The sequence below is a fragment of the Siansivirga zeaxanthinifaciens CC-SAMT-1 genome, assembly GCF_000941055.1.
Taxonomy (GTDB): domain Bacteria; phylum Bacteroidota; class Bacteroidia; order Flavobacteriales; family Flavobacteriaceae; genus Siansivirga; species Siansivirga zeaxanthinifaciens.
This window is the reverse complement of sequence record NZ_CP007202.1, coordinates 260,083-286,628: the sequence shown is the minus strand read 5'-3', so window position 1 is coordinate 286,628 and position 26,546 is coordinate 260,083. Positions and strand designations below refer to the sequence as shown.

Annotated in this window: 18 protein-coding genes; 7 read left to right on the top strand and 11 right to left on the bottom strand. The window is 34.2% G+C overall.

Translation table 11 applies throughout. The features are described 5' to 3' along the window. Together AW14_RS01375 and gcvP are read right to left on the bottom strand one after the other, a co-directional pair. Positions 1-1,059 (bottom strand): 3-oxoacyl-ACP synthase III family protein, encoded by a 1,059-nt coding sequence (locus tag AW14_RS01375; protein WP_044637176.1) that lies wholly within the window; start codon positions 1,057-1,059, stop codon positions 1-3. Positions 1,060-1,162: 103 nt separating this feature from the next. After that, the gene (gene gcvP / locus AW14_RS01370) at positions 1,163-4,012 is read right to left on the bottom strand and encodes an aminomethyl-transferring glycine dehydrogenase (RefSeq protein ID WP_044637175.1); all 2,850 of its coding nucleotides are present in this window, start codon (positions 4,010-4,012) and stop codon (positions 1,163-1,165) included. A 120-nt stretch (positions 4,013-4,132) separates the two neighbouring features. On the opposite strand from gcvP, the gene AW14_RS01365 reads away from it, so the two are divergent. After that, positions 4,133-4,966 carry a UbiA prenyltransferase family protein gene (locus AW14_RS01365; RefSeq protein ID WP_044637174.1) on the top strand — a complete coding sequence of 278 codons (834 nt, stop codon included), beginning with the start codon at positions 4,133-4,135 and terminating at the stop codon, positions 4,964-4,966. A gap of 262 nt (positions 4,967-5,228) precedes the next feature. On the opposite strand, the gene AW14_RS01355 is transcribed toward AW14_RS01365, so the two are convergent. The 4 genes from AW14_RS01355 to AW14_RS01340 all read right to left on the bottom strand — a co-directional run bounded on the left by AW14_RS01355 (position 5,229) and on the right by AW14_RS01340 (position 9,653). Continuing rightward, a complete protein-coding gene (locus AW14_RS01355) occupies positions 5,229-5,783 on the bottom strand; it encodes a sigma-70 family RNA polymerase sigma factor (RefSeq protein ID WP_044637172.1) in 555 nt (184 codons plus the stop codon). A gap of 56 nt (positions 5,784-5,839) precedes the next feature. Beyond that, the gene (locus tag AW14_RS01350) at positions 5,840-7,873 is read right to left on the bottom strand and encodes a M3 family metallopeptidase (protein ID WP_044637171.1); all 2,034 of its coding nucleotides are present in this window, start codon (positions 7,871-7,873) and stop codon (positions 5,840-5,842) included. A 140-nt stretch (positions 7,874-8,013) separates the two neighbouring features. Further along, a complete protein-coding gene (gene purE / locus AW14_RS01345) occupies positions 8,014-8,496 on the bottom strand; it encodes a 5-(carboxyamino)imidazole ribonucleotide mutase (RefSeq protein WP_044637170.1) in 483 nt (160 codons plus the stop codon). Between the two features lie 2 nt (positions 8,497-8,498). Then, complete coding sequence (locus tag AW14_RS01340; RefSeq protein ID WP_044637169.1) at positions 8,499-9,653, bottom strand: 5-(carboxyamino)imidazole ribonucleotide synthase; 1,155 nt, start codon at positions 9,651-9,653, stop codon at positions 8,499-8,501. Between the two features lie 150 nt (positions 9,654-9,803). Here AW14_RS01340 and AW14_RS14615 point away from each other — a divergent pair, with 150 nt between their 5' ends. The 4 genes from AW14_RS14615 to AW14_RS01320 all read left to right on the top strand — a co-directional run bounded on the left by AW14_RS14615 (position 9,804) and on the right by AW14_RS01320 (position 13,552). Further along, the gene (locus AW14_RS14615) at positions 9,804-10,913 is read left to right on the top strand and encodes an adenylate kinase (RefSeq protein ID WP_084708726.1); all 1,110 of its coding nucleotides are present in this window, start codon (positions 9,804-9,806) and stop codon (positions 10,911-10,913) included. An 86-nt stretch (positions 10,914-10,999) separates the two neighbouring features. Then, positions 11,000-11,995 (top strand): GTPase ObgE, encoded by a 996-nt coding sequence (gene obgE, locus AW14_RS01330; protein ID WP_044637168.1) that lies wholly within the window; start codon positions 11,000-11,002, stop codon positions 11,993-11,995. A gap of 225 nt (positions 11,996-12,220) precedes the next feature. After that, a complete protein-coding gene (locus AW14_RS01325; RefSeq protein ID WP_044637167.1) occupies positions 12,221-12,742 on the top strand; it encodes a DUF4136 domain-containing protein in 522 nt (173 codons plus the stop codon). An 84-nt stretch (positions 12,743-12,826) separates the two neighbouring features. Next, a complete protein-coding gene (locus AW14_RS01320; RefSeq protein WP_044637166.1) occupies positions 12,827-13,552 on the top strand; it encodes an SDR family oxidoreductase in 726 nt (241 codons plus the stop codon). 44 nt (positions 13,553-13,596) lie between these two features. Here the strand turns inward: AW14_RS01320 and AW14_RS01315 are convergent, their stop codons facing one another. The 4 genes from AW14_RS01315 to AW14_RS15205 all read right to left on the bottom strand — a co-directional run bounded on the left by AW14_RS01315 (position 13,597) and on the right by AW14_RS15205 (position 21,564). Next, on the bottom strand, positions 13,597-15,009 hold the full coding sequence (locus AW14_RS01315; protein WP_044637165.1) for a T9SS type A sorting domain-containing protein: 1,413 nt from the start codon (positions 15,007-15,009) through the stop codon (positions 13,597-13,599). 2 nt (positions 15,010-15,011) lie between these two features. Continuing rightward, the gene (locus tag AW14_RS01310; protein WP_154662099.1) at positions 15,012-15,341 is read right to left on the bottom strand and encodes a hypothetical protein; all 330 of its coding nucleotides are present in this window, start codon (positions 15,339-15,341) and stop codon (positions 15,012-15,014) included. A 210-nt stretch (positions 15,342-15,551) separates the two neighbouring features. Beyond that, positions 15,552-21,251 carry an alpha-2-macroglobulin family protein gene (locus tag AW14_RS01305; RefSeq protein WP_316930044.1) on the bottom strand — a complete coding sequence of 1,900 codons (5,700 nt, stop codon included), beginning with the start codon at positions 21,249-21,251 and terminating at the stop codon, positions 15,552-15,554. A 37-nt stretch (positions 21,252-21,288) separates the two neighbouring features. Beyond that, positions 21,289-21,564: a hypothetical protein gene (locus AW14_RS15205; RefSeq protein WP_316930043.1), complete on the bottom strand. Its 276-nt coding sequence runs from the start codon at positions 21,562-21,564 to the stop codon at positions 21,289-21,291. Between the two features lie 137 nt (positions 21,565-21,701). Between AW14_RS15205 and AW14_RS01300 the strand changes: the two genes are divergently transcribed. Beyond that, positions 21,702-22,436: a tetratricopeptide repeat protein gene (locus tag AW14_RS01300; protein ID WP_052647405.1), complete on the top strand. Its 735-nt coding sequence runs from the start codon at positions 21,702-21,704 to the stop codon at positions 22,434-22,436. 129 nt (positions 22,437-22,565) lie between these two features. Beyond that, entirely contained in the window at positions 22,566-23,921 is a 1,356-nt protein-coding gene (locus tag AW14_RS01295; protein WP_044637163.1) for a UDP-N-acetylmuramate--L-alanine ligase, read from the top strand. Between the two features lie 5 nt (positions 23,922-23,926). Here the strand turns inward: AW14_RS01295 and AW14_RS01290 are convergent, their stop codons facing one another. After that, positions 23,927-26,407 (bottom strand): mechanosensitive ion channel family protein, encoded by a 2,481-nt coding sequence (locus AW14_RS01290; protein WP_084708724.1) that lies wholly within the window; start codon positions 26,405-26,407, stop codon positions 23,927-23,929. Positions 26,408-26,546 lie beyond the last annotated feature (139 nt).

Here is a 26,546-nt window from a genome sequence, read left to right as displayed (position 1 = left end):
TTAATATTGGTAAACAATTGCGTTAATGTGCATGCCAGCACCTACGCTTGCAAATATAACAACATCACCTTTATTAAGACTATGATTTTCTATTTTGTTATTTCTAACTAAGTCGAAAAGTGTTGGTACTGTTGCTACCGAACTGTTTCCAAGTTTTTGTATGCTCATAGGCATAATATTTTCTGGGATTTCTGTTCTGTATAACCTGTAAAAACGTTTAAGAATGGCTTCATCCATTTTTTCGTTGGCTTGATGAATAAAAATCTTTTTAACCTCTTTAATATTTTTACCACTAGTATCTAAACAGGTTTTCATGGCTTGTGGGACTTTGTTTAAAGCGAACTCGTAAATTTTACGTCCCTCCATTTTAATGTACCTGGTATCTTTGTTTAATTCTGGATTATTAGAATTTCCAAAATGTAAAAAATAAGCTTCGTCGGAGGTGTAACTAGCAGTTTCATGCGCTAGAATACCACCTTCGTCATTGGTAGCTTCAATAATGGTTGCGCCAGCACCATCAGAAAAAATCATGGAATCTCGATCGTGTTTATCTACCACTCTAGAAAGTGTTTCGGTTCCAATAACTAAACATCTTTTAGCTAATCCTGCCTTTATGAAGGCCTTTGCTTGAATCACACCTTCAATCCAGCCTGGACATCCAAAGAGAATGTCGTACGCCACACATTTAGGATTATTAATGCGAAGGTTGTGTTTTATTCTTGATGCTAACGAGGGTAACATATCACTCTGTATGGTGCCGTGTTTAACATCACCAAAGTTATGAGCAACAATAATGTAATCTAGTGTTTCGGGGTCTATATTGGCATTGTTTATGGCGTTTTCTGCTGCAAATGCACCTAAATCTGAGGAGTTTAAATGGTTTTTAGCATACCGACGTTCAGCAATACCTGTAATAGCTTTAAATTTCTCTATTATAACTTCGTTCGGGGAGTTAATGGGGGAGCCATCGTTGTTTAAAAATTGATGGTTTGAGAAAGCGTCATTTTTTTCTATGGTGTCTGGAATATAGCATCCAGTACCTGTTATTTTAATATTCATAAAAAAGAAATTGCCTTTTATTGTTTAGAGGTACACTAAGGTATCTAATATTAATAAAAGGCAATTTTAAAGTTTAATTATTTTACGATGTTCAAAGGGCGTTTTAAGCCTCGGCATAAGCCTCAATTGGTATACAAGAACAAATTAAATTACGATCTCCGTAGGCATCATCAACACGTCTTACCGTTGGCCAGAATTTGTTTTCTCTAACATATTCTAACGGGAAAGCAGCAGCTTCTCTAGAGTATGGAAACAACCACTCATCACTGGTAATCATGTTTAAGGTATGCGGTGCGTTTTTAAGCACATTATTTTCATCGTCTTTTGTAACGCTGTCAATTTCTTTTTTAATTGAAATCATGGCATCACAGAAACGATCTATTTCTGCTTTACTTTCACTTTCGGTAGGTTCAATCATTAAAGTGCCTGCAACAGGGAACGAAACCGTTGGTGCATGAAAACCATAATCCATTAATCGTTTTGCTATATCGGTTACTTCGATGCCGTTGGCTTTAAATGGTCGGCAATCAACAATCATTTCGTGTGCTGCACGACCACGCTCTCCAGAGTATAAAGTGTCAAAACTTCCTTGTAAACGTTCTTTAATGTAATTGGCATTTAAGATGGCAACTTTAGTTGATGCTGTTAGGCCTTCTGCTCCAAGCATTTTAATATAACCATAAGATATTAAACAAGCTAATGCCGAGCCATAAGGAGCCGCAGAAATAGCTGTTATGGCTTTTTCTCCACCAACTTTTACTAATGGATTTCCTGGTAAAAAAGGCACTAATTGTTTAGCCACACAAATAGGACCAACTCCTGGACCACCACCACCATGAGGAATGGCAAATGTTTTGTGTAAGTTTAAATGACAAACGTCGGCACCAATATTTCCTGGATTGGTTAACCCTACTTGAGCATTCATGTTAGCGCCATCCATATAAACTTGTCCGCCATTATCATGAATAATTTGAGTTATTTCTTTTATAGCAGATTCGTAAACACCATGTGTAGATGGGTAAGTTACCATTAAACAAGATAAATTATCTTTATGTAAAAGGGCTTTTTCACGTAAATCATCTACATCAATATTACCTTCTTCGGTAGATTTTGTTACAATAACTTTCATACCAGCCATAACTGCACTCGCAGGATTTGTTCCGTGAGCCGATGAAGGAATTAAGCAAATGTTTCTATGAAAATCGCCACGCGACTCGTGATAGGCTTTAATTACCATTAATCCGGCAAACTCGCCCTGCGCACCAGAGTTTGGTTGTAAAGAGGTTGCAGCAAAACCAGTGATTTCTGTTAATTGATCTTCTAGTTCTTTTAAAACTTTTAAGTAGCCTTTGGCTTGTTTTAAAGGTGCAAATGGATGAATATTTCCCCATTGTGGGTTGCTTAAAGGTAGCATTTCTGAAGCCGCATTTAATTTCATAGTACAAGACCCTAAGGAAATCATGGAATGATTTAATGCTAAATCTTTGCGCTCTAACAATTTAATGTAGCGCATTAATTCTGTTTCAGAGTGGTAAGTATTAAAAACATCAAGCGTTAAAAAATCTGATTGTCTTTGTAAATTTTCTGAAATGTTTACAGTTTCAGACAGGTTTGAAATTTTAATAGTTTCTTTATTGGCAGCTTCAGCAAAAATTGAAATTAATTCATTAACATCATTTAATAAGGTGGTTTGATTTACTGAAATGGTAACCGTATTAGAATCTGGATAGTATAAATTAACCTTTTTCTTTTCTGCTATTTTTTTAATCTTTTTAGCATCTGCTTTTATTTGAATGGTATCAAAAAAGTTGTCATTCACCTGTTTGTAACCGAGGCTTTCTAAAGCTTCGGCAACCGTAGTGGCCGATTTATGTACTTTATTGGCAATAAATTTTAAGCCTTTAGGTCCGTGATAAACGGCGTACATACTAGCCATAACAGCTAAAAGTACTTGCGCAGTACAAATGTTAGAAGTAGCCTTGTCTCTTTTAATATGTTGCTCACGTGTTTGTAAAGCCATACGTAAAGCTCTGTTGCCATTGGCATCTTTTGTTACGCCAATAATACGTCCTGGTAAATCACGTTTATAGGCCTCTTTAGTTGCGAAAAATGCTGCGTGTGGACCGCCATAGCCCATAGGAATTCCGAAACGTTGCGTTGTTCCAACAACCACATCGGCACCAAATTTACCGGGAGCTTCCAGTTTTACTAAACTCAATATATCGGCAGCAACAGCCACTTTTATTTGAGATGCATTTGCTTTTGCTATAAATGTTTTAATGTCTGTTATTTGGCCATCTTTACCTGGATATTGTAAAATAGCACCAAAAAAATCTTTTGAAAAGTCGAAAGTATCTTCATTTCCAATGACAAGTTCGATACCAATAGGATTGGCTCTTGTTTGTAATAAAGAGAGTGTTTGAGGTAAAATGTTTTTTGAAACAAAGAATTTGTTAACATCGGCTTTCTTTTGGTCGCGATCACGAACGGCAAAAAGCAGGGTCATAGCTTCTGCAGCAGCGGTACTCTCGTCTAAAAGTGAAGCATTTGCAATTTCCATACCTGTTAACTCAATAACCATTGTTTGGAAATTTAAAAGCGCTTCTAAACGGCCTTGCGCTATTTCTGCCTGGTAAGGTGTATAAGCCGTGTACCATCCTGGGTTTTCAAGAATATTTCTTTGAATAACGGCAGGCATGATGTTTGGATGATAACCAAGACCTATGTATGTTTTGTAGGTTTTATTTTTTTTAGATAATTTTTGAATATGAAGCAAGTACTCGTACTCGGTCATTGGTGCATCTAAATTTAATTCATTTTTTAAACGAATATCATTTGGAATGGTTTCATAAATTAATTCATCTAAAGAATTTAAACCTATGGTTTGTAACATTTTTTCCTGATCTTCTTCTCGAGGACCAATATGGCGTAAAGCAAAAGCGTTTGTATTCATAAAGGCATTTTTTATTGAATAATTTGCAAAATTAAGTAATAATAATTGCTTTTTGTTGCATAATATGGAAAGTTTTTAACTTAAAGGATGGCTTATTAACAGATTGCTTATTTTTGTTTTATGAAGTGTTTTTTTTCTTGTTTAAATTTTTATATAAACAGTAGTATTCACGTGGCTTTAGCTGTGGTTTCGTTAACGTGGATTACCATGATTGAACATACCATTTCTACAGACTATAATGTGCTTTGTTTTGTATTTTTTGGAGGAATTTCGGGTTATAATTTTGTTAAATATTTTGGGCTTGCAAAATTTCACCACAGAAGTTTAGCAAATTGGATAAAATACATTCAGGTTTTTTCGTTTTTCAGTTTTTTGGCGATGTTAATTTTTGCCTTTAAACTACAGGTTTATACTCTGTTATGTATTTCTGCTTTGGGGTTGATTACGTTTTTCTATGTCATTCCTTTTTTGCCAAAGCGTTTTTTTAGAGATAATAAGCACAATTTAAGAAGTATAGGTGGACTAAAAGTGTATTTAATTGGTTTGGTGTGGAGTGGTGTAACGGTATTTATTCCCATAATAAATAATAATCACCCCATAGACGCCGATGTTTTTATAACGGCACTGCAGCGTTATGTTTTTATTATCATTTTAATGTTGCCTTTTGAAATACGAGATTTAAAATACGATAGTTTAAGACTTTCTACTATTCCTCAAAAAATAGGCGTTAAAAACACAAAAATAATGGGTATAGTTTTACTAATGTTATTTGCTTTGATAGAGTTTTTTAAAGACGAAATAACATTAATACATACCTTTGTACTTTGTGTTGTTAGTTTAATAACACTAATTTTTTTGATTTTTTCTAAAACAAATCGAGGTAAATATTATACAGCTTTTTGGGTAGAAGGATTGCCTATTTTATGGCTTATTTTACTGTTAATATTTTACTAGTTAGAAACTTCTTTAATAGCCGCATCTAACTTCTCTTTCATTGATTCTTTAAATTTTTTATCTAAAGACTGTATGTTCGATTTCTCTATGCAATCTGTTAGTTTAAAGTTGTTTCTGGAATATTTTCTACAAGTTTTACAGTAAATTAAATGTAATTGGAGTTTAAATTTTTCCAAAAAAGAAGATTCTTTATATTGAGTTTTGTCACATATGTGAGTCGCCTCATCACATTGAAACATAAACTTTAATTTATTTCCCATGATTAAAACCAATTTTCTTTTAAACAATCTGCCATGGCAGTTCGGGCTCTATGAATAATTACCCATAGGTTAGACGCAGTAATATTTAGTTCATTACAAATATCTTCTGTTTCAATTCCTTCAATAGTTTTCATCTTAAAAATGACGGCTTGTTTTTTTGGTAATTTAGTTAAACAATTAAAAATAGCTTCACCAAGTTCATTATTTACCATGGTGTCTTCGGCTGTTTTATCAAATGGATCTGATACATTTTCTTCTAACCAATCGCCTTCACTTTCGTTATTTTCGTTGTAAGTTATTCGAATTTCTGCTTTACCTTTTTTTGAATTCGTTTTGCGATAGTGGTCTATGATTTTACGTTTTAATATAGAAATAAGCCATGTACGTTCACTGGCCTCTCCTTTAAAGTTTTTCATAGATTTTAAACCTGCAAAAAAAGTTTCTTGTACCAAATCTTCTGCAATTTCCTTATCGTTTACACGGACGATTGTGTAATTGAAAAGGTAATCTGAATATAAATCGATCCAATTATTAGGATTAATTAGATTGTTTGACATTATTAGATTCGTTTTATGTTTTTCAAAAGTAGGATAAAAAAGCGAATATTTTACTTTTAAATTAACCCGGCACGTTTTAATAACGCTTCCGGCTTTGGTTCTTTTCCGCGAAAGCGTTTGTATAAAACCATAGGATCTTCTGTGCCCCCTTGCGATAATACAAAGTTTTTAAATTTTGTTGCAATCTCTTTATTAAAAATACCAGATTCTTTAAAATATTCGAACGCATCGGCATCTAAAACTTCGGCCCATTTATAACTGTAATAACCTGACGAGTAGCCACCTTGAAAAATATGTGAGAATGAGGTGCTCATGCAATTTTTGGCAACATCTGGGTAAAGTTTGGTGCCTTCGAACGCTTCATTTTCATGGATTTTTACAGAAGTTATTGTTTCTGGGTTTTCGAGCGCATGCCAACTCATATCTAAAAGTCCAAAACTAATTTGACGCAGGGTTTGCATACCTTCATGAAACGTTGCAGACTCTTTTATTTTATTAACAAGGTCCATAGGAATTACTTCGCCTGTTTGGTAATGTTTAGCAAAAAGTTCTAAAGCTTCTTTCTCGAAACACCAGTTTTCCATAACCTGACTTGGTAATTCTACAAAGTCCCAAAATACGCTAGTTCCAGATAAACTCGGGTAGGTTGTGTTTGCAAGCATGCCGTGTAGGGCATGACCAAATTCGTGAAATAAGGTTGTTACTTCGTTAAACGTTAACAAAGATGGCTTACTTTTGGTAGGTTTTGTAAAGTTACAAACAATGGAAATGTGTGGACGATCGTTTACACCATCTTTTACATATTGTGGTTTGAAAGATGTCATCCATGCACCATTTCTTTTGCCTGGTCTTGGGAAAAAATCGGCGTAAAAAATGGCAATTAAATCGCCGTTATTATCGGTTACTTTATAGGTTAGTACCTCTTCGTGGTATTTGTCTATGTTGTTTATTTCTTCAAAATTTAAGTCAAATAGCTTGTTTGCTATAGTAAAAGCTCCGTTTATAACATTTTCTAATTTAAAATACGGTTTTAATAACTCATCATCTAAATTGAATAATTTTTGTTTCAATTTTTCTGAATAGTACGAGGCATCCCATTTTTCCAGATGGTCAATACCATCTAATTCTTTTGCGAAATTTTGAAGATTTTTAAATTCATTAATGGCCGCTGGCTTGGCTTTTTCTAATAATTCATTTAAAAAGTTTTCAACGTTTTGAGGTGTTTTAGCCATACGCTCTTCTAAAACAAAATGCGCATGGGTTTTGTAACCCAAAAGATTGGCGCGATCGTGTCTTAGTTTTACAATTTCTAAAACTATGTTCTGGTTATCTAACGCATCGTTATTAAAGCCTTTGCTGCCAGCAGCTAAGGTTATTTTTTTACGAAGTTCTCTATTATCTGCATAAGTTACAAAGGGTATGTAGCTCGGGTAATCGAGTGTGAAAAGCCAGCCTTCTTTATTTTTGCTTTCTGCTAATTGTTTAGCAGCTTCAATAGTACCTTCTGGTAAGCCAGCTAAATCGTCGTTGTTTGTAACAAGCATTTCAAATTTATTAGTTTCAGCTAAAACATTCTCACCAAATTTTAAGGTTAACTGACTCAGTTTTTTGTCGATGGCTCGTAGTTTCTCTTTTTTGTCTTCTGGTAAATTAGCCCCATTTCTAGAAAAACCTTTGTATTTTTTATCTAATAATGTTTTCTGTTCGGTAGTAAGCTCTAAAGTATCTTTAGCATCGTAAACAGCTTTAACGCGTTTAAATAAAGCTTCGTTTAGTGTAATGTCGTTACTAAATTCAGAAAGTAATGGAGAAACTTCCTGTGCTATTTTTTGAATCGTATCGTTGGTTTCGGCCGAGTTTAAATTAAAAAATATACTTGAAATTCTATCTAATTGTTCTCCTGAAAAATCTAAAGCTTCAATGGTATTTTTAAAATTAGGTGCTTCCGTGTTGTTAATTATAGCATCAATTTCAGCTTTGGCTTCCTTAATAGCTTCTTTAAAAGCAGGTAGGAAGTCATTATAGTTGATTTCTGAAAATGGTGCAGTATTATAAGGAGTTTGGAATTTTTTTAAAAGAATGTTTGTCATTTTTGTAATAATAATGTTAAAAATGAAATTTTATTATGCATACATAATATTAATTTTCTATTTTTGCGCAGTTAATTTTAGAGTGACTAACTCAAGTAAATTATTAATAGCCATAAAAACCTCGAATTCTTTCGGGGTTTTTATTTTAAGTCTTTTGCCGATTCGTAAACTTTCTCTTTTAAACTTTCTTTAAAAGCAACAATTTTAGCTAACACATTTAAATCGTTAGATCCTATTATTTGAGCGGCTAAAATCCCCGCGTTTTTAGCGCCGTTTAATGCCACTGTAGCAACCGGAACACCTCCAGGCATTTGCAGAATAGAAAGTACCGAGTCCCAGCCATCAATAGAATTACTACTTTTTACAGGAACACCAATTACAGGTAGTGGCGATAAAGAAGCTACCATGCCCGGTAAATGCGCAGCGCCACCAGCACCAGCAATTATTACAGAGATGCCTCTTAAGTGTGCATTTTTGCCATAATCAAATAATTTCTCTGGAGTACGGTGAGCCGAAACAATATCTACTTCAACTTCAATATCAAACTCTTTTAAAATATCTATTGCGTCTTGCATTACTGGCAAGTCACTTTTACTACCCATTATTACGCCTACTTTTTGCATCTTTATTCGCTTATTACTTTAATTGTTTTTTTTACTTGTTCTGCTACCTTTCTAGCTTCGTTTAAGTCTTCGTTTACAATGGTTACATGGCCCATTTTCCTGAAAGGTCTCGTTTGTTTTTTTCCGTATATGTGTGGGGTTACACCATTTAAATTCATAATGGCATCAATGTTTTGGTAAACAACATTGCCGCTAAAACCTTCTGCACCTACTAAGTTTACCATTACGCCGCCCACCTTACTATCGGTGCGACCAAGAGGTAAATTTAAAATAGCTCGTAAATGTTGTTCAAATTGCGAGGTATAGCTTGCCTCAATAGTTTGATGACCCGAATTGTGAGGGCGTGGCGCCACTTCGTTTATTAAAATAGTATCGTCTTGTGTTAGAAACATTTCAACAGCTAAAAGCCCAACATGGTTAAAGGCTTCCGATGTTTTTAATGCCACATCAATGGCTTTTTTTGCAATAGCATCTGGAATTCTAGCAGGACAAATTACATATTCCACTTGGTTAGCTTCGGGGTGAAATTCCATTTCTACAACAGGAAATGTTTTAGTCTCTCCAGAAACATTTCTAGCCACAATAACGGCTAATTCATTTTTAAAAGGCACCAAAGTTTCTGCGATGCATTCTACATTTGGTAAACCATCTAAATCTGCAACCGATTTTACAATCTTAACACCGGTGCCGTCGTATCCAAACTGGGTCGATTTCCAAACAAAAGGCAAACTTAATCCGCCATGATTTAAAGCATCTTCAATTTCAGAAGTATAAGCAAAACGAGAAAAAGGCGCAGTTGGTAAATTATGATCTACATAAAATAACTTTTGTTTAGCCTTGTTTTGTATCGTTTTTAAGGTTTTAGACGAAGGATATACTTTAACACCTGCTTTTTCTAAAGCTTCTAAAGCATTGGTATTTACATTTTCAATCTCGTAGGTAAGTACATCTACTTGCTTCCCAAAATTGTAAACAGCATCGTAATCCATTAAATCACCTAAATGAAATTCGTTACTGGCAATTTTACAAGGCGCCTCGTTGCTAGCGTCTAACACACAGGTATATATGTCGAATTTTCGCGTATCGTTTAAAAGCATTTTGCCTAATTGACCTCCACCAAGAATTCCTAGTTTAAAATCTGAAGAAAAATAATTCATTGTTTGTTTTTAAAAGAATGTATTCGATTTTATCGGTAAATATATCGCAAAAATACACTTAAATATTAATTACGCCTTAAATCCGAATTCAAAAAATGGTTATTACTTAATCTATTGATTATCTTTGCTGCTTTATAAAAATTATTTAAAGTGATAAAGCTACACGACAAATATTTTAAGCCGTTTATTTCTTCCGAAGAAATAGATGCTGCTTTAACACGTTTGGCAGTGCAAATAGCCCAGGATATTGGAGACGAAATACCCGTTTTTGTTGGTATTTTAAACGGGTCTTTTATGGTGGTAAGCGACTTTGTAAAAAAGTATCCAAAGCCTTGCGAAGTTACTTTTATAAAGCTGGCATCGTACGAGGGTGTTAAATCTACAGAAGACATTCAACGTCTTATAGGTTTAACCCAAGATTTATCTAACCGTACGGTAATAATTCTGGAAGATATTATTGATACCGGAAATACCCTAGCCGAAGTTCATAGAATTTTTAAAAACGAATCGGTAAAAACATTAAAAATAGCCACCCTTTTTTACAAACCAACGGCTTATAAAAAAGATTTTAAACTGCATTATATTGGCATTGAAATACCCAACAAATTTATTGTAGGTTTCGGCTTAGACTATAATGGTCTTGGAAGAAATTTACCAGAAATATATCAAATTAAACAAACACAATACATGACAAACTTAGTACTATTTGGTCCTCCAGGAGCAGGAAAAGGAACCCAAGCAGAATTTTTAAAAGAAAAGTATAAATTAGTTCACATCTCTACAGGCGATGTGTTTAGATACAATATTAAAAATGAAACCGCTTTAGGCATGTTAGCCAAATCTTATATGGATAAAGGCGAACTGGTTCCAGACCAAGTAACTATTGATATGCTTGAAGCCGAAGTAGAAAAAAATTCGACTGCAAAAGGATTTATTTTCGATGGTTTTCCAAGAACCCATGCGCAAGCAGAAGCTTTAGATAAATTAATGGATAGCAAAGACTCTCAAATAAACGCCATGATTGCGCTAGAAGTAGACGACGAAATTTTGGTAGAACGTTTAATAGGTAGAGGAAAAACAAGTGGTAGAGCAGACGATGCCGACGAGTCTATTATTAGAAATCGTATCACAGAATACTATAACAAAACAGCTATTTTAAAAGATTATTACTCTGCACAAAACAAATACTATGGCGTAGACGGTGTAGGTACTATCGAAGCTATTACCGAGCGTTTAAGCGCAGTAATCGACAAAATATAACAAATTAAACACAATAAAATTAATTTGAGTAAGTACAAGAGTGAGTAACTTTTTACTTTTTCACTTTTCACTTATAACTTAAAAAAATGACAGAAGGTAATTTCGTAGACTACGTAAAAATGTATGTGAGCTCGGGCAAAGGAGGTCAAGGATCGGCGCATTTACATCGCGAAAAATATATTGCCAAAGGCGGTCCCGATGGCGGCGATGGCGGTCGTGGAGGTCACGTTATTATAAAAGGGAACAGCAACCTGTGGACCCTTCTGCATTTAAAATTTAAAAAACATTTTAGAGCTGGCCATGGGGAGCATGGAAGTAGCGGAAGAAGTTTTGGTGCCGACGGCGAAGATGTCTACATCGATGTGCCGCTAGGAACGGTTGTGCGCGATACCGAAACCGATGAGATAATTTTTGAAATCACCGAAGACGGCGAAGAAAAAATTATAGCAAAAGGTGGTAAGGGCGGACTAGGAAACTGGCATTTTAAAACATCTACCAACCAAACGCCACGATACGCACAACCTGGCATGCCGCTCGAAGAACGCCACATTACACTCGAGTTAAAACTCCTGGCCGATGTTGGGTTAGTAGGCTTTCCAAACGCAGGAAAATCAACATTACTATCTGTTATCACATCAGCAAAACCAAAAATTGCCGATTACGAATTCACAACCCTAAAACCCAATTTAGGAATAGTAGAATACCGCGATTTTCAAACCTTTGTAATGGCCGATATACCTGGAATTATCGAAGGAGCCGCCGAAGGCAAAGGCCTTGGGTATTACTTTTTACGTCACATCGAGCGAAACTCCATACTCTTGTTTTTAATTCCAGCCGATGCGCCAGATATCAAAAAACAATACGATATTTTGTTAGACGAGTTGCGTCGCTACAACCCAGAAATGCTCGATAAAGACCGAATTATAGCCATTTCAAAATGCGATATGCTCGACGACGAATTAAAAGCCGAACTAAAAGAACAACTCGATAACGAACTCCCAATTCCTTATACGTTCATTTCTTCGGTGGCACAACAAGGCATCACAGAGCTCAAAGATATCCTCTGGAAAATGTTAAATTAAACCATTAGGGCGTTACCTAAAGGTCGGGCTGTACGCTATATCTTTTTAAACAGTTGGTACATATTTAAAAACCAGTTTATTTAAAAAGATATAGTTATCAGTTTAATGTTAGGCTTTCAAGTTTAAAAAGGATGCCGCTCCCATCCCTAACGCAATTCCCAACTAAAATCATGTTATTGGAATAATTTTTGATTAATTTTAAATAATCAAATACCTATTTCTATCATGAAGTCATTCGTTTTTCTATTACCTGTACTTTTTATAGTAGCCTGCGCACCCATTCGAGTAAACTACGATTACGAGCGCGGTACCAACTTTTCAGCATACAAAACCTATAATTATTATGCCAACATGCAAACGGGTTTAAGCGAACTAGATACTAAACGCTTGTTAGATGCATTAGATGCTCAAATGGCAGAAAAAGGATTTACACTTGCCGATACTCCCGATTTTTTTATAGATATAAAAAGTGCCGAATTTCAAAACCCCCAACGACAAACCGTAGGTGTAGGTTTAGGTGGTGGCGGTGGCAATATGGGAGGCGGCATATCCATAGGTTTACCCATTGGTCAAGCCGAAATTAATCGTCAAATAACCATCGATTTTGTAGACGAAAATAAGAAGCAACTCTTTTGGCAAGCCGTAAGCGAATCGACGTTTTCACCCAATGCAACTCCCGAAAAGCGCGAGGCACAATTGCAAGCTGTGGTAGCAAAAGTGTTGGCACAATATCCTCCAAAACCATAAAACTTCAATTTTTATAATTATCATAACATTATAAATTCGTTATTATTTTTCTTGTTTTGTAGTTTTACACAAAAGCGAAAAACTATGAAAGATTTAAAAAATAAAGTAGCCCTTATAACCGGCGGCTCAAAAGGAATAGGATATGGTATTGCTCAGGCTTTACTAAACGAAGGCGTAAATGTTGTTATAACCAGTAGAAGTGAAACTTCGGCACAAAAAGCGGCTAACGCATTAAATGAGAATACGACTAAAGGTGCCAAAGCATTAGGTGTTAAAGCCGATGTGAGAAACTACGAAAGTCAGCAACAAGCTGTCGCTAAAGCTTTAGAGCATTTTAATCAATTAGATATTGTTGTAGCCAATGCAGGCTTAGGGCATTTTGCAAGCATCGAAGATTTAACCATAGAACAATGGCAAGATACCATTGATACTAATCTTACAGGGGTATTTTATTCTATAAAAGCGAGTGTAGAAGCCTTAAAGCAAACCAAAGGTTATTTTATTAGTATCTCCAGTTTAGCGGGTGCTAATTTTTTTGCTAATGGCTCAGCTTATAATGCTAGTAAATTTGGTGTAACAGGATTTACTCAAGCGGTTATGCTCGATTTACGTAAACGCGATATAAAGGTAAGCACCATCATGCCAGGATCGGTCGCTACGTATTTTAACGACCATACACCAACCGAAAATGATGCATGGAAAATTCAAATTGAAGATATAGGCGAATTAGTTGTCGATTTAGTAAAAATGAATCCGAGAACACTACCAAGTAAAATTGAAGTAAGGCCAACAATGCCTCCGAGTAAATAAAACAAAATCCCACGACAGTGGGATTTTTTAGTTTAAATAACTGCTTAGTTTTTTACTATTTTCTTACTTGCAATGAGTGTGTTTTCAGAAAAGATATTGGTAATGTAAATACCTTTGCTAAACTTACTAATATCTAGTTTTATAGTTTCCATATTAGATAGTGTTTTGCTCGTTAATTTCTTGCCATCTAAACTAATAACTTCTAATGTTAGATTTTTATTAAGCGAATTTTTTGTTTTTATGTTTATGAAATCGCTGGAAGGATTGGGGTATAATTTTATTTCAAAATTATTTACTTCACTAACAAGATCTAATCCTAAGGTTGAGTTGTCTATGGTCCAGGTTACAGAATATGCATGAATCGTTTCGTGGTTATCAACGCGTAACAAAGCGGTGTCATCTTCAACAACAACAGTAAGTGTATTAATGCCCGTAGTTAAGTCAGTTTCAGTAATGGAAACATCATCAACGTTTACTCCAAAATCCGAGCCGTTTAAAGTCCACTGGCTTGCTAAGGTGTTAGGTACGGGTTTTATTAAATTTAAATGAAAATTAATAGGAAACGTTGTATTATTTAAATTGTTAGAAATTGGGGTGTAAGACTCAAGGGCAGGAACCAGTTCGTGAATTCTTTCCACAATAGCTTCTTTGCAAACCGGACAAAACGTTTTTTCAATAGACCTCATTTTACAATTTTGGTGCGGTCTGTACCAACTAGCTGCAAGTCCTGAAGTATCATATTGATAAACACCTACGCCATTGGTGCCTATCCAGTTTTTCCATTTTACCAAAGCAGGATTGCTTTCTTGAGTCATATTAGCAGCTTCAGCCGCCAAGGCATCATCAATAGGGAAATATTCGTCTTTTAAATTAAAAAGTGAATGTCCAATTTCATGAACTGCCACATCGGGACCATAAAAACCTGTATAGGTCATTACAAATTCGCCACCGCTTCCGCCGTATTCGTTGGTGTTTACTAAAATAACTGCCTGATCGTAATCTGGAATATTATCCATTAAAACACTCGTAATTTTAGATTTTGTATCGTTTGCAGAGTTGCCGTCTAATTCGTAATACAACAAGCGGTGAAACCCAAAAGAATCGAAAGTGGCATTAAAATAAGTGTCTGCAATTTTCACTGGAATGGCAGGTTCTGTAACATCTGTTCCCGTTCCTGGGTGGTCGGCACCACTTTGGTTTGAAGGAACTTTTATAATGAAAACATTAAAGTAATTCGTGTAATTTGAGAAAGGAGCAGAGCTAAACATTCTATTAATAAACGTTGTTGCATCGGTTTTAAATTTTGGTAATTCTGCTGCGGTATACCCATCGCTTAAAAGCACTAAGTTGATACGCTTGTTATTATCGCCCGAATTTTTTAAAGTTTCTTTAGGGAAAACCTGCGCATAACTAAAAAACGTATATGTAAAGAATAATAATAAAAAAGTAGGTTTCATTATTAATTTAGTGTTGTGGTTATTAATGGTTTGGTGCTCTGTAAACTGTCTATGACTTCTTTAATAGCTATAAATTTTGTTTCGGTATGCAAAGGTAATTTAAAAGATAACGTCGTGTTTTTCAAGCGCATTATCTTAGAGTCAAAGATAAGCGAATCATTTAGGTATTCAATGGTTTTAAAAAGTGGATTTTTTATGAATATAAAATCGGTTGGGATTGAATCTTTATTCAATTGAATGCATTTTAAATCGCCAATTTCAGGATGATCTGTAAACATAAAACTTGAGTTTTTAAAAGAGCCTTCTACAATGTTATAACTTACAAATTGCATGTTTTTTTGATGCGCATCATTTTGGGAAACCTTGTAGTTTAGGAAAATAAGTTTTGGGTTTGTAACAGGTTCTGTTTGTTTATCTATAACTACCTTTTTTGAAGCGCAGGCGCATAGTATTGCTGTAAAAACTGCAAGACATAGATATTTTCGAATTTTGATAACCAACCTAATCACTATTTATTTTTAATACAAAGATAAGCTAATATACTAGTCTGCCTGAATACGAATACCCTCACTATGGCTACTAAATTCTGGTGCATACATGCTTTGAATGGTTGTAATGCCATTGCTCATATTTCCAGCATTATTTACACGTAAATCGTATTCAAAAACAAAAACACCTTTAGGTAAATAGTCGAAAAAGAAATTTGTTGATGCATCTTTAGTGGCTTCATAATAACCTAAACCATCTTGCCACTTGTACTTCGATAATACATTTACGGGCTCTAAGCCAGAGGCGCGCATATCTTTCATATGAACGAATTCCATGGTGCGGTCACTTCTTAATTCAATACGAACGGTTACCAAATCGCCAACTTTTAATTCGGTTTTATCGGTGATTTCAGATATTTGTTGCCCCATATCAGTATTGGTTTTTAGAAATAATTTCTTCTTGAGTTGAAGCGGTGTTTCGGCTGAAGTTATTTTATCTAAATCTTCAAAATACTGCCAATATAAGCTTCCCCAGGCAATGCCGTTTCCTTTTTTAGTTAAGGTCACTTCACTCATATCTGGTTTAATTTCAGAAGTATTCCAAGCGGTTTTAAAATAGCCCGTACCAGCTTCAACTTTAACATTCTCTAATTTAGAAGGGTTTATTTGTTTTCCGCCTACAACCACATCAATAGCATCTGTAACAGACAACCAATCGCTGCCTTGAAGTAATAAAGCATAGGCAGCTTCGGTAGTCGCTTTGGTTGTTTTCCATTGGTTTGTTTGTTTGTTTGTTAGCAACCAGATTTTTAAATTATCGATGGTTTCGGTGTCGTTTTCAATTTCAGAAAAGGCTTCTATTAAAAGCGCTTGTGTTTCAATAGGTGCTTGATACCAATACCATGAATTGGTGTTTTCTTTCCAATACATGCCTAATTCGTTACTGGTAATGCTGTTTTCTTTTAAAGCTTTTAAAATTTTGGCAGACATGATTTTATCTCCCATTCTTTCAGAAATTAAAGCCATTAAACCTTTAGCGTATAACGAACGACTTGACCAGTATTTCTGAATTTGAGTTTGGTAATAGGCTATAATAGTTTCGACTTCTTTCGATGTTTTTACATTCGGAAAGAAGCTTCGCATATACAAGTAATGTAATTGCGTATGGGTTAAATGATCTTTGGATAAGTCGGCTTTTTCATCGTATTTAGTAAGGTTTTTATATTCTTTAATGAATTCGCTATCTAAAAAATGAATGGCTTTTTCTATCATTTTTGAATTTTCCGGATTGCTAACGCCCAGTTTTTCTAAATGCCCAAAACCAGAAACAATATGTTGTGTGATGTATCTGTTTACTTGTCCGCCCTGAAACCAAGCCCAAGCACCAGAATCCATTTGGTTATTTTCTAGTTTTAATATAGATGCTTGTAATTCATTTTTCAATTTGTTTAAATTGAATAACATAGCGATGCGTTTTTTCTGTTCGGTTTCGCTTTGCGTATCGCGTAACCAAGGTGTTTCTTGAATTAAAATAGATTTTAAATCTTCATTTTTTTCAAGATTACTAATTAAAGCCTCTTGAGTTGCCCACTGATTAAAAACTTCTTGAATTCTAGGGTTTTTGTTTACAATATAACTAGCCAGGGCGTTGGCATAATAACGCGAAAAGGTTTGCTCGTTACATTGGTAAGGATATTCCATTAAATAGGGTAGTGCTTGTATGGCATACCACGCCGGGTTGGAGGTAACCTCTAATGTTAATTTATGGTTTTTAAGGCTTTTTGAGGTGTTGTTTTTTAACTTGTTTAAAGTGAATGTTTTACTTTCGTTACTTTGCACCCACATAGGAAGCGTTTCGGTTATCAACATTCTATTACTTAAAACAGGTAAGGCGTTTTGTTCGCCATCGCTAAAAGTATTAGATTTTGCAATAATTTTATATTGAACAGCGTCTACACCAGCGGGAATACGTATGCTCCAGGATACTTGGGTGTTTCCTTTGGCTTCAACAGAAAAAGTTTTGTTGTTTTCTGAATTTTCTAATTCCTGGTCGATTGTTTTACCTGAAACAGCATCGGTTAACATTAAAATAGCATGACCCGAAAGCGGTTTATCTGTTAAGTTTGCAATTTTCGAGCTGATAGTTATTTGGTCGCCCTCGCGTAAAAAACGGGGTGCATTAGGTATTACCATAAGCTCTTTTTGAGTAACAGTAGTTAGGGTTTTAGTTGCGCTCTCCAAGGCTTTAGTATGTGCTAATAATTGCAATTTCCATTGTGTTAATGCCTCTGGCGTGGTAAAATTAAAACTAACATGGCCTTGGTTGTCGGTTTGTAGTTGCGGAAAGAAAAAAGCAGTTTCTTGCAAGTTTTTACGAATTTGAACCTTGTCGAAGTTTGGTTTTTCTTGCTTAGATTCAGCATCTTTCTCTAATTTTGGTGCAGCTCCCACCATTACAACTTCATTTAAAATAGCACCGTCCTCATTTTGCTCTTCAACAGCTACACCAGCTATAGCGCCGTTTAAGGATTTTGAAACACTTGAATATCCACGAATTCTAATGATTTGATTAAAAAATGTAAATCCAAACCAATTAAATGCATCATATTTTTGGGAGCTATAATTGGTGCGATTATTTTCAAAATAGACTCTAAAGTTTTGTGTTCCAAAACTCTGATTGGCATTGCTTTGTATGTTTGAATAATAAAGCGGATTTTCAATAGGATTAAAATCCCAAGAATTTGCAGTAAACTGGTCTAAAGACGCATCGTACATACTTGCTAATAATTCGGCAGAAACTTTTTCTCCTTGCGGACCTTTAATTTTGAAACGCCATGTCTCATTCGTACCAGGCTGCAATTTATCTCGAAACGTGGTCGTTTCAATTTCTAAATCGGTTTTAGGGTAAGGGACAGAAATAACTTCGGTACCCGATTTAAAACTATTAAATGCAGCGAAGCTATAATTAACAGCAAATCCACCAATGTCTTCTGTAGTTACAGGAATACTAATTGTTTTTTTGTTATTGTTTAATTGAATAATTTCTGTTTTTACAATTTTTTTATTTTTCTCGATGGTAGCTGTAACAAATAAATTATTGGCTGCCGATGCAAATGTTAATATGGCTGTTTCACCTGCTTTGTAACTGGCCTGGTTAGTTGTTATGCTAAACAGCTGGTTGTCGGCAATTGTAGTGTCATCCTCGCTGTAAAGCGTTGTTTTGATTTCATCTTTAACTAATTGGTTAAATTTATCTTTACTTTCTAAAGTGATGAGGTATACCCCTGATTGCCATTTTTTTATATTTCCTAAATCGACTGTTTTAGATGTTTCTGTATTGAACGATTTTTCGAAAACTAAAGCGCCTTTTTTCCAGTTATTAGAATCATGCTCGTTGTTATAAGCATCGTGCGGGAATAAGTTTTTAAAAGTTTCTTCGGAATATTCCTGATAATCTGGAGCTTCCCAAGGGCGTTGTCTTAAAACGGTTTTTGGTGCTTGTAATTTGTATATTTTAACAACACCTGATGCTGCTACAAATTCGCCATTTAAGTTTTTAGTTTCTATGGTTAATTTGTGGTCTTTTTTGCTTTTATCGATTTTGTTGTCAATAGTCATATTGGCTGTTAGTGCATGGTAGCCAACGTTTACCAGCGTTGTGGCGCTTCGGGTTTCTCCGTTTAAATCGGTAACATCTGCGGTGATTTCATAATTAAAAACAGGCAAAGTAGTTTTATCGATACTGTTATCGGGAATGGACTTAAAAGTGATTTCAAACTCACCGTTATTGTTGGTTTTAGTTTCGCCAAGTGCGATTTCTTGTGGTTCGTTATTAAACCACGGGCGATACCAAAAGTACCAATTTGGGTATTGTACTTTTCTGTGTACCCGATACACTACTTTGGCATCGGTAATATTACTACCGGCATAAGCTAAGGCTGTTCCTTTAATAGTAACAGAATCGTTTACCTTAAATGTTTCGGTAACAGGCGTGAATTTGGTTTCAAATTTAGGGCGTTTGTATTCTTCAACAGAGAAACTAAAATCGGTTGAATAAATAAATTCAGTCTCCGAACCAAAGTCGATATAATATTCGCCCGGTAAACCGGAACTTGGTAAAATAAACGATCCTGAAACAGACCCAAAAGCATTGGTAATAAATGTTGCGTGGTTTATTTCCTGTCCGTTGGCATCATAAAGCGTGGCATACATTTCATGATTTGCGATGACTTCAGACTTGTCATTGGCCTTTTTTAAAATAATTCCTTTAAAAAAAACGGTTTGTCCGGGTCTGTAAATACGTCGGTCTGTAAACAAAAATGCTTTGTAAACAACCTCTTTTTCTTGAGGTTCGTAGGATTGAAAAACATAATATCGGCTAAAATAAGCAGTGTCATTTCCGTGGGTTACTTTGCTTGTAATGGTTCTGTATCTGTCTTTTGTTTTTTCTATTTTTATTTCCCCATTAACATTTGTGGTGCATAATTCGGTTTGCTGTGTGTTGTTTTGGCTTTCATTAATAGTTAATTCTACACGGGCATTTTTTATAGGTTCACCAGTGTTTCTATCTATAATTTGAAAGATTTTGTAATCATCGGTCTCATATTCTACAAACGCTAAATTGGTAACTTGAACGCTGCTAAAGGCAAATGTTTCGTTGCTATTTTTTGTAGTAGCAACTATTAAAAAAGTACCATTGTCAAGTTTAGGTAGAGTTACCTCTGTGCTATGGTTTTGGTAATCGTTGTCGTTTCGAAGTTTACTTTCCCAAGTTTTGGTTAGGTTTAAATTCTTAATAAATGCCAGTTGTTCCTTTTTTTTGTAGAGTTTTTTTAATTTTTCAAGAGCTTTTATTGAAATTTTATAGACTTTAAAATCAATTGTTTCTATGTTTTTATAACTAATTAATAAGCGGCTATTTTGCTGGATAGGCAAGAAATCTTCGGAGGTTATTTGAAGATTTGGTTGCATTATTTGTTGCTTTAAAAAAGTGCATTTTTCGGCACCCTTACTTTTAGGAAATTTATTAGTTGTAATTTCGCAAATATCTAGTGCTTCTTTAGCTTTCCAGCGATTCACTTCGTTTGTTTTTGGCTCGTATTGTTTACTTTGATTGTAAAGAATAGACGCTATTTCGAAATCGTATAAAGCTGAAACTTCATGCGCTTTTACCAGATTACTTTCCGTTTTTAATGTTTGAAGAAAAATGGTTTCTTTATCATTAAAAGTCGCATGGGTGTTTATAAATTTTAATCTTGAAATGTTAACATCGCTTAATGCGTAGGGTGAAGCATCCTTTAAATGAAAACGAATTAATTTTTGATAAATTTTTAGTGCATTTAGTTGTAATGAAGTAGTGTCTTTTGAAGCTATTTCTAATTTCGAAAATGTCTGGGCATCCCTTAAAAATTCTGGATTGTCAATTTCAAATTTAAAAGCTGGTTTGGTAATATGGGTTTCGTTGGTTTTGTAAAACTCTAAAGCCTCATGACTTAAAAAATCGAACAAAGTTGGTCTGTAAATTCGAGAATCTTTTTCGCTAACAAGCAAAGCATCATAGGTGTTTATAGGTGCTTGTTGTAGCATCAATTCATTTTCTAGCGATAATTGGTAATGCTTATGAATTTCATTAAAAAGTGTTTGTAAATCCCAAGTTCTAAAATCGGTTTCGTCTAATTGGTTTTCAGTTTGGGTTCGGTTGTAAAACTTCCATCGGTTTTCATTGAAATATTGCCAATACATGTTTGCTAACAAACTTTCTAAAATGTTTTTTGTTGGCGATGCGCTTAATTTAATTTTTAAAATCGGTTATAATTTTAAGTTGGGCATCTTCTTCTAAAATAAGTGCAAACTTGCTTTTAAAAAGCATCGTTTTAATAAGTTGTGGGTCGTTTTTGTCTTTTAAAGCCAATTTAGAAATATCTTCAACAACTTTTAAAGCAGATTTTGTATAGGAATCACGTTCTAATTGCTCCACACGCTTCCATAGATTTTGATAATCTGGAGCTTGAGAATACGAATGGTATGATAAAATAGAGAAAATAAGAATGGATGTAAACTTTTTCATTAATAAGTTGTTTGTTATGGTTTCTTCAAAAGTTATTCCAAAATAGAAAATGAATTACAATAAATTTAATAGCTTGAAGTTAGTTATTAAAGAATTCAATAGAAAGTTTAAATTTACATTTCATATATTAGTTGATTATGAAAATAGTTTACTTTATTTTATTTCTCCCAGCATTTTTTTTCGGTCAGGTTAAACTTGATGCGGTTAAAACCCTTATTGCTGCATCAGAATTTAATAAAGCAGAGGCTTTTTTACATCAATTTTTGACATCGAATCCCAATAACATGGAGGCTATAGAATTATTGGGCGACGTATATGGTCATCAAAAAAAATGGGATCATGCCATTTTAAATTACAAGAAACTAGTTGATTACCAACCTAACCATGCCAATTACCACTACAAATACGGTGGTGCATTGGGGATGAAAGCCCTTTCGGTAAATAAATTAAAAGCCTTAAGTATTATTGATGATGTTAAAGCAGCTTTTTTAAAAGCGGCAGAACTCGATAAAAACCACATAGATACCCGTTGGGCTTTGGTAGAATTGTACATGAAATTGCCAGGTTTTTTGGGCGGAAGTAAAAGTAAAGCCTTGGAGTTTGCCAATCAACTTGAAAAATTATCGCTTGTAGATGGTTACTTAGCTAAAGGCTACATTTATGAAACTGATAACGAACCGGAAATTGCAGAGAATTATTATAAAAAAGCAATAACTGTTGGTGGTTCAATGACTTGCTACGATAAGCTAACACAATTTTATATTGGTCAAAAACAGCACGAAAAAGCTATTGAAAATCTTAGGGCTGCATATAAAGTACACAAAACCAAGGCCGTTTTAAATCAAATTCAAGAATTAGAGAAAAATCTTTAATACAGGTTTTTTTATGGTTTTGTCTTATTTTAAAGTTTGTTTTATTTAAACGAATGTATCAAACTTCATAAATAATTTATCGAGATTTAGTATCAAAAAAAGTATATTTGAATCATTCAAAATAGATACATGAACGTACATTTTATAGCCATTGGAGGCTCTGCAATGCATAATTTAGCCTTGGCATTACACAACAAAGGATACAAAGTAACTGGAAGTGATGATGAAATTTTTGAGCCATCAAAATCACGATTAGCGAATAAGGGTTTGTTACCAGAAACCTATGGTTGGTTTCCAGAAAAAATAACATCTCATCTTGATGCTATAGTTTTAGGAATGCATGCCAAGCAAGATAACCCCGAGTTGTTAAAAGCTCAGGAATTAGGTCTTAAAATATACTCGTATCCAGAATTTTTGTACGAACAATCAAAACATAAAACACGTGTAGTTATTGGTGGTAGTCATGGTAAAACAACCATTACTTCCATGATTTTACATGTTATGCATTATCACGATCGCGATGTAGATTATATGGTTGGTGCCCAGTTGGAAGGTTTTGATGTGATGGTGAAACTTACCGAAGAGAATGATTTTATTGTTTTAGAAGGTGATGAATATTTAAGTTCACCTATAGACCGCCGACCAAAATTTCATTTATACAAACCCAATATTGCCTTGTTAAGTGGTATCGCCTGGGATCACATCAATGTGTTTCCTACCTTCGATAATTACGTAGAGCAGTTTCAAATTTTTGTTGATAGTATTGTAACGGGCGGAAGCATCAATTATAACGAAGAAGATCCCGAAGTAAAACGTGTTGTTGAGGCAAGCACTAACCCCATTAGAAAAATTCCATATCAAACACCTGCTTATACCGTTGAAAACGGACAAACTCTTCTGGAAACCGCAGAAGGTCCTATGCCTATTGAAGTTTTCGGTAAACATAATTTAAACAATCTCGCAGGCGCAAAATGGATTTGTCAGCATATGGGAATTGATGAAGACGATTTCTATGAAGCCATATCAACCTTTAAAGGTGCTAGTAAACGTCTTGAAAAAATAGCTGAAAGCAAAACAAGTGTTGCCTACAAAGATTTTGCACATTCCCCAAGTAAAGTTGATGCAACAACCAAAGCAGTTAAAGAGCAGTATAGCGACCGAACTTTAATAGCCTGTTTAGAATTACACACTTACAGTAGTTTAAATGCCGAATTTTTAAAAGAATATAAAGGCGCATTAGATGCTGCCGATGTCGCTGTTGTGTTTTACTCGCCACATGCCGTTGAAATTAAAAAGCTTAAAGAAGTAACGCAAGAGCAGATTGCGAGTGCTTTTGAACGGGACGACCTCATAATTTATACCAATCCAGACGATTTTAAACAGTTTCTGTTTTCGCAAGATTTTGATAATAAAGCCTTGCTGTTAATGAGCTCTGGGAATTACGGTGGTTTAGATTTTGAAGCTCTTAAAAATTTAATGTCTTGAGATATTTAATTATTTGAGTTACTTGAATTTTGATTCGGCATATTTTTTATATGAATATCGCGCTGCGGAAATGGTATCTCAACACCTTCAGCTTTAAAATAATTATAGATGGCTATTGAAACATCACTTTTGGCAATGAGGCCAATTTCAAAAGGCACCCAAAAACGCAACATAAAATTTAACGAACTATCACCAAAATCGGTAAAAAGGGCTTGTGGTTCTGGGAATTTTAAAACGCCCTCAACACTTAAAGCTGCTTTTGTTAATAATTCTAAAACTTGATTGGGATCTGAATCGTAGGAGGTTCCAATAATAATTTCAATTCTTTTTGTACTATCCGATAGTGTCCAGTTTATCAAATTATTAGACATTAAATTGTAGTTTGGCACGATAACTTCGGCACCATCGAAGGTTTTTATTTTAGATGATCGAACGCCAATTTTATTCACTTTTCCTATTAAATTATTAACTTCTATAGTATCACCTTGAAGAATGGGTCTTTCAAAAACTAAAATTAATCCGGCTACAAAGTTTGAAATAATAGTTTGCAGTCCAAACCCAATACCAATACCCATAGCACCTGCCAGGATGTTAAATTTACTTAAGTCTAAGCCCAGCGATGATAATGCAAATACAAAACCAAAGGCAACAATAATGTATCGAATAACCAAAGAAATCGCTGCAGGAATCCCTTTTGGTAAACGCAGGAATCGTAAAACGCCTTCTCCGTCATCAATTAGAAAAGCAATTAAACTTGTTAGGAGGTACGATAAAACAAGTATCGTTATAAAAGACAAAATAGCCCCGAGTGTAAAAGTTATGGTGCCTAATTTATAAGGCTCGGTAAGTAAGTCGCTTAGATAGTCTCTAATTGGTCTCAATAAATCGACCATACCTAAGAAAAAGAGCAGCCAAAGTACAAATACAACAATTCTTATAATTTTTAATAGTTTAATCTCAAGCGCTTGTTTGTAAATTAAATCAACTTGAGATTTAACGCTAAAGTGTCTATGAATTAAACTGGTAGAAATACCTTCTGAAATTAATAACAAACTGTAAAAAATAATAGAAATTACACCAATATGAGACGATATTTTTAATGTAATATCTGTTAAATTAGTGTAACCAAGCACGTTGGAAACAATGGCTAGAAATCCTAAAACATAAATTATGGGACTTAATTTGATAAGTAGGTTACTTAATTTACTGAAATTTAATAATTCAACTTTATTAATTTTTTTAGTGAAAAAGTATATGGTAAATACAATTGAAATAGCTTCAATTAATAAGTAAATTCTATAAAATCCGGAATGAAACCAAATATAGGTTTTTGCTGAATCTAATATGTAAAGTAAGATGATTACATAAAAAATGTTTTTAAATCGCTCGTTAACCAGAGACCTTATAACATACGAAGCAGAAATTAATAAAAGCAGGATGAGTAAATTCTCGAAAAGTTTGGGAGTACTTTTAAAAAATAGTGCAGCAATAAGTAATGATAAAAAAATGAAACTTGCTTTTGTATGTTTTAAAATGATATCTTTTGAAATTATCAAGTTGGTTTCATCGTCTACAAATTCATATTTTTCAAATCCTTTTTTTAGATAATTTATTACGAAGAAAAGAAAAACAACAAGGGTAAAATATAAGTAAAACGAGTGCTTGTTGGTGCTTATAAAATTTAAACTTTCTTCGCCACTGGCTTTTAAAGAGTCCGATTTATCTTCATCTGATAATACTTTGCTTTTAGCAAAAGAAGTTTTCCAGATAGGCGGATGTCTTAAATAAAATAGATTGTAGGTTTCTGAGTTTTTAAGCGCTAAAATGCCTTCCATAACTTCAGAAATTAACTCGATTTTTAAATTAATTTTAGTCTCGAGTTTGAGCGCTAAATTATTATCATTTAAAATTTGAGTTTTTAAATTATCGATTTTTTTTCTGAGTTCTAAAATACCTTTTAAAACCTCGGTAGGTGCATTTTCGTTTTCGGCATTTTTATATGTTAAATCCCAAATATTATCGTTTAAAGTGATGGTTTCTAACAAACGAGAGTTTCTAGACTCGTAATCGTTTATTTCGTTTTCCCAATCTTTTAAATAACTTTTATAGCCATTCCATTTTGTGTACAGATTATCAATTTTTTGACGGTTCGGATTTGCCGCCATAAAATTATCTGTATATTTTTTTTGATTATCTAAAAACGATGCATAGCCAGTAAAAAGCGAATCTATTTTATAAATATTTCTATTTACAAGAAGCTTTCTTTCGGTAATTTTTAAGTCGGCACTCGTTTTTTCAATGTTTTGAATAATCTCAATAGTTGGTATAGCCTTGGGAGCAGACATCATTAAAGAATCTGAAATGGTTAAACCATTATCGGTTTCTTGAGCATTACCAAACAAAACAGAAAAAATGATCAAGAAGAAAAGTATCGATTTTAAAAGGATACTTAACTTATTTAGAGCCTTATTAGTAATAGAATGCATAGTTTGGGTTTACTTGTAAAATTATACTTAAAAAATAAATAATTACCGTTTACTTATTTAGTACAAACTAAAAATTGTATTTCAATTCACTAAATATAAACAAAAAACGCCTCTCTAATAATTTAGAGAGGCGTTTAAT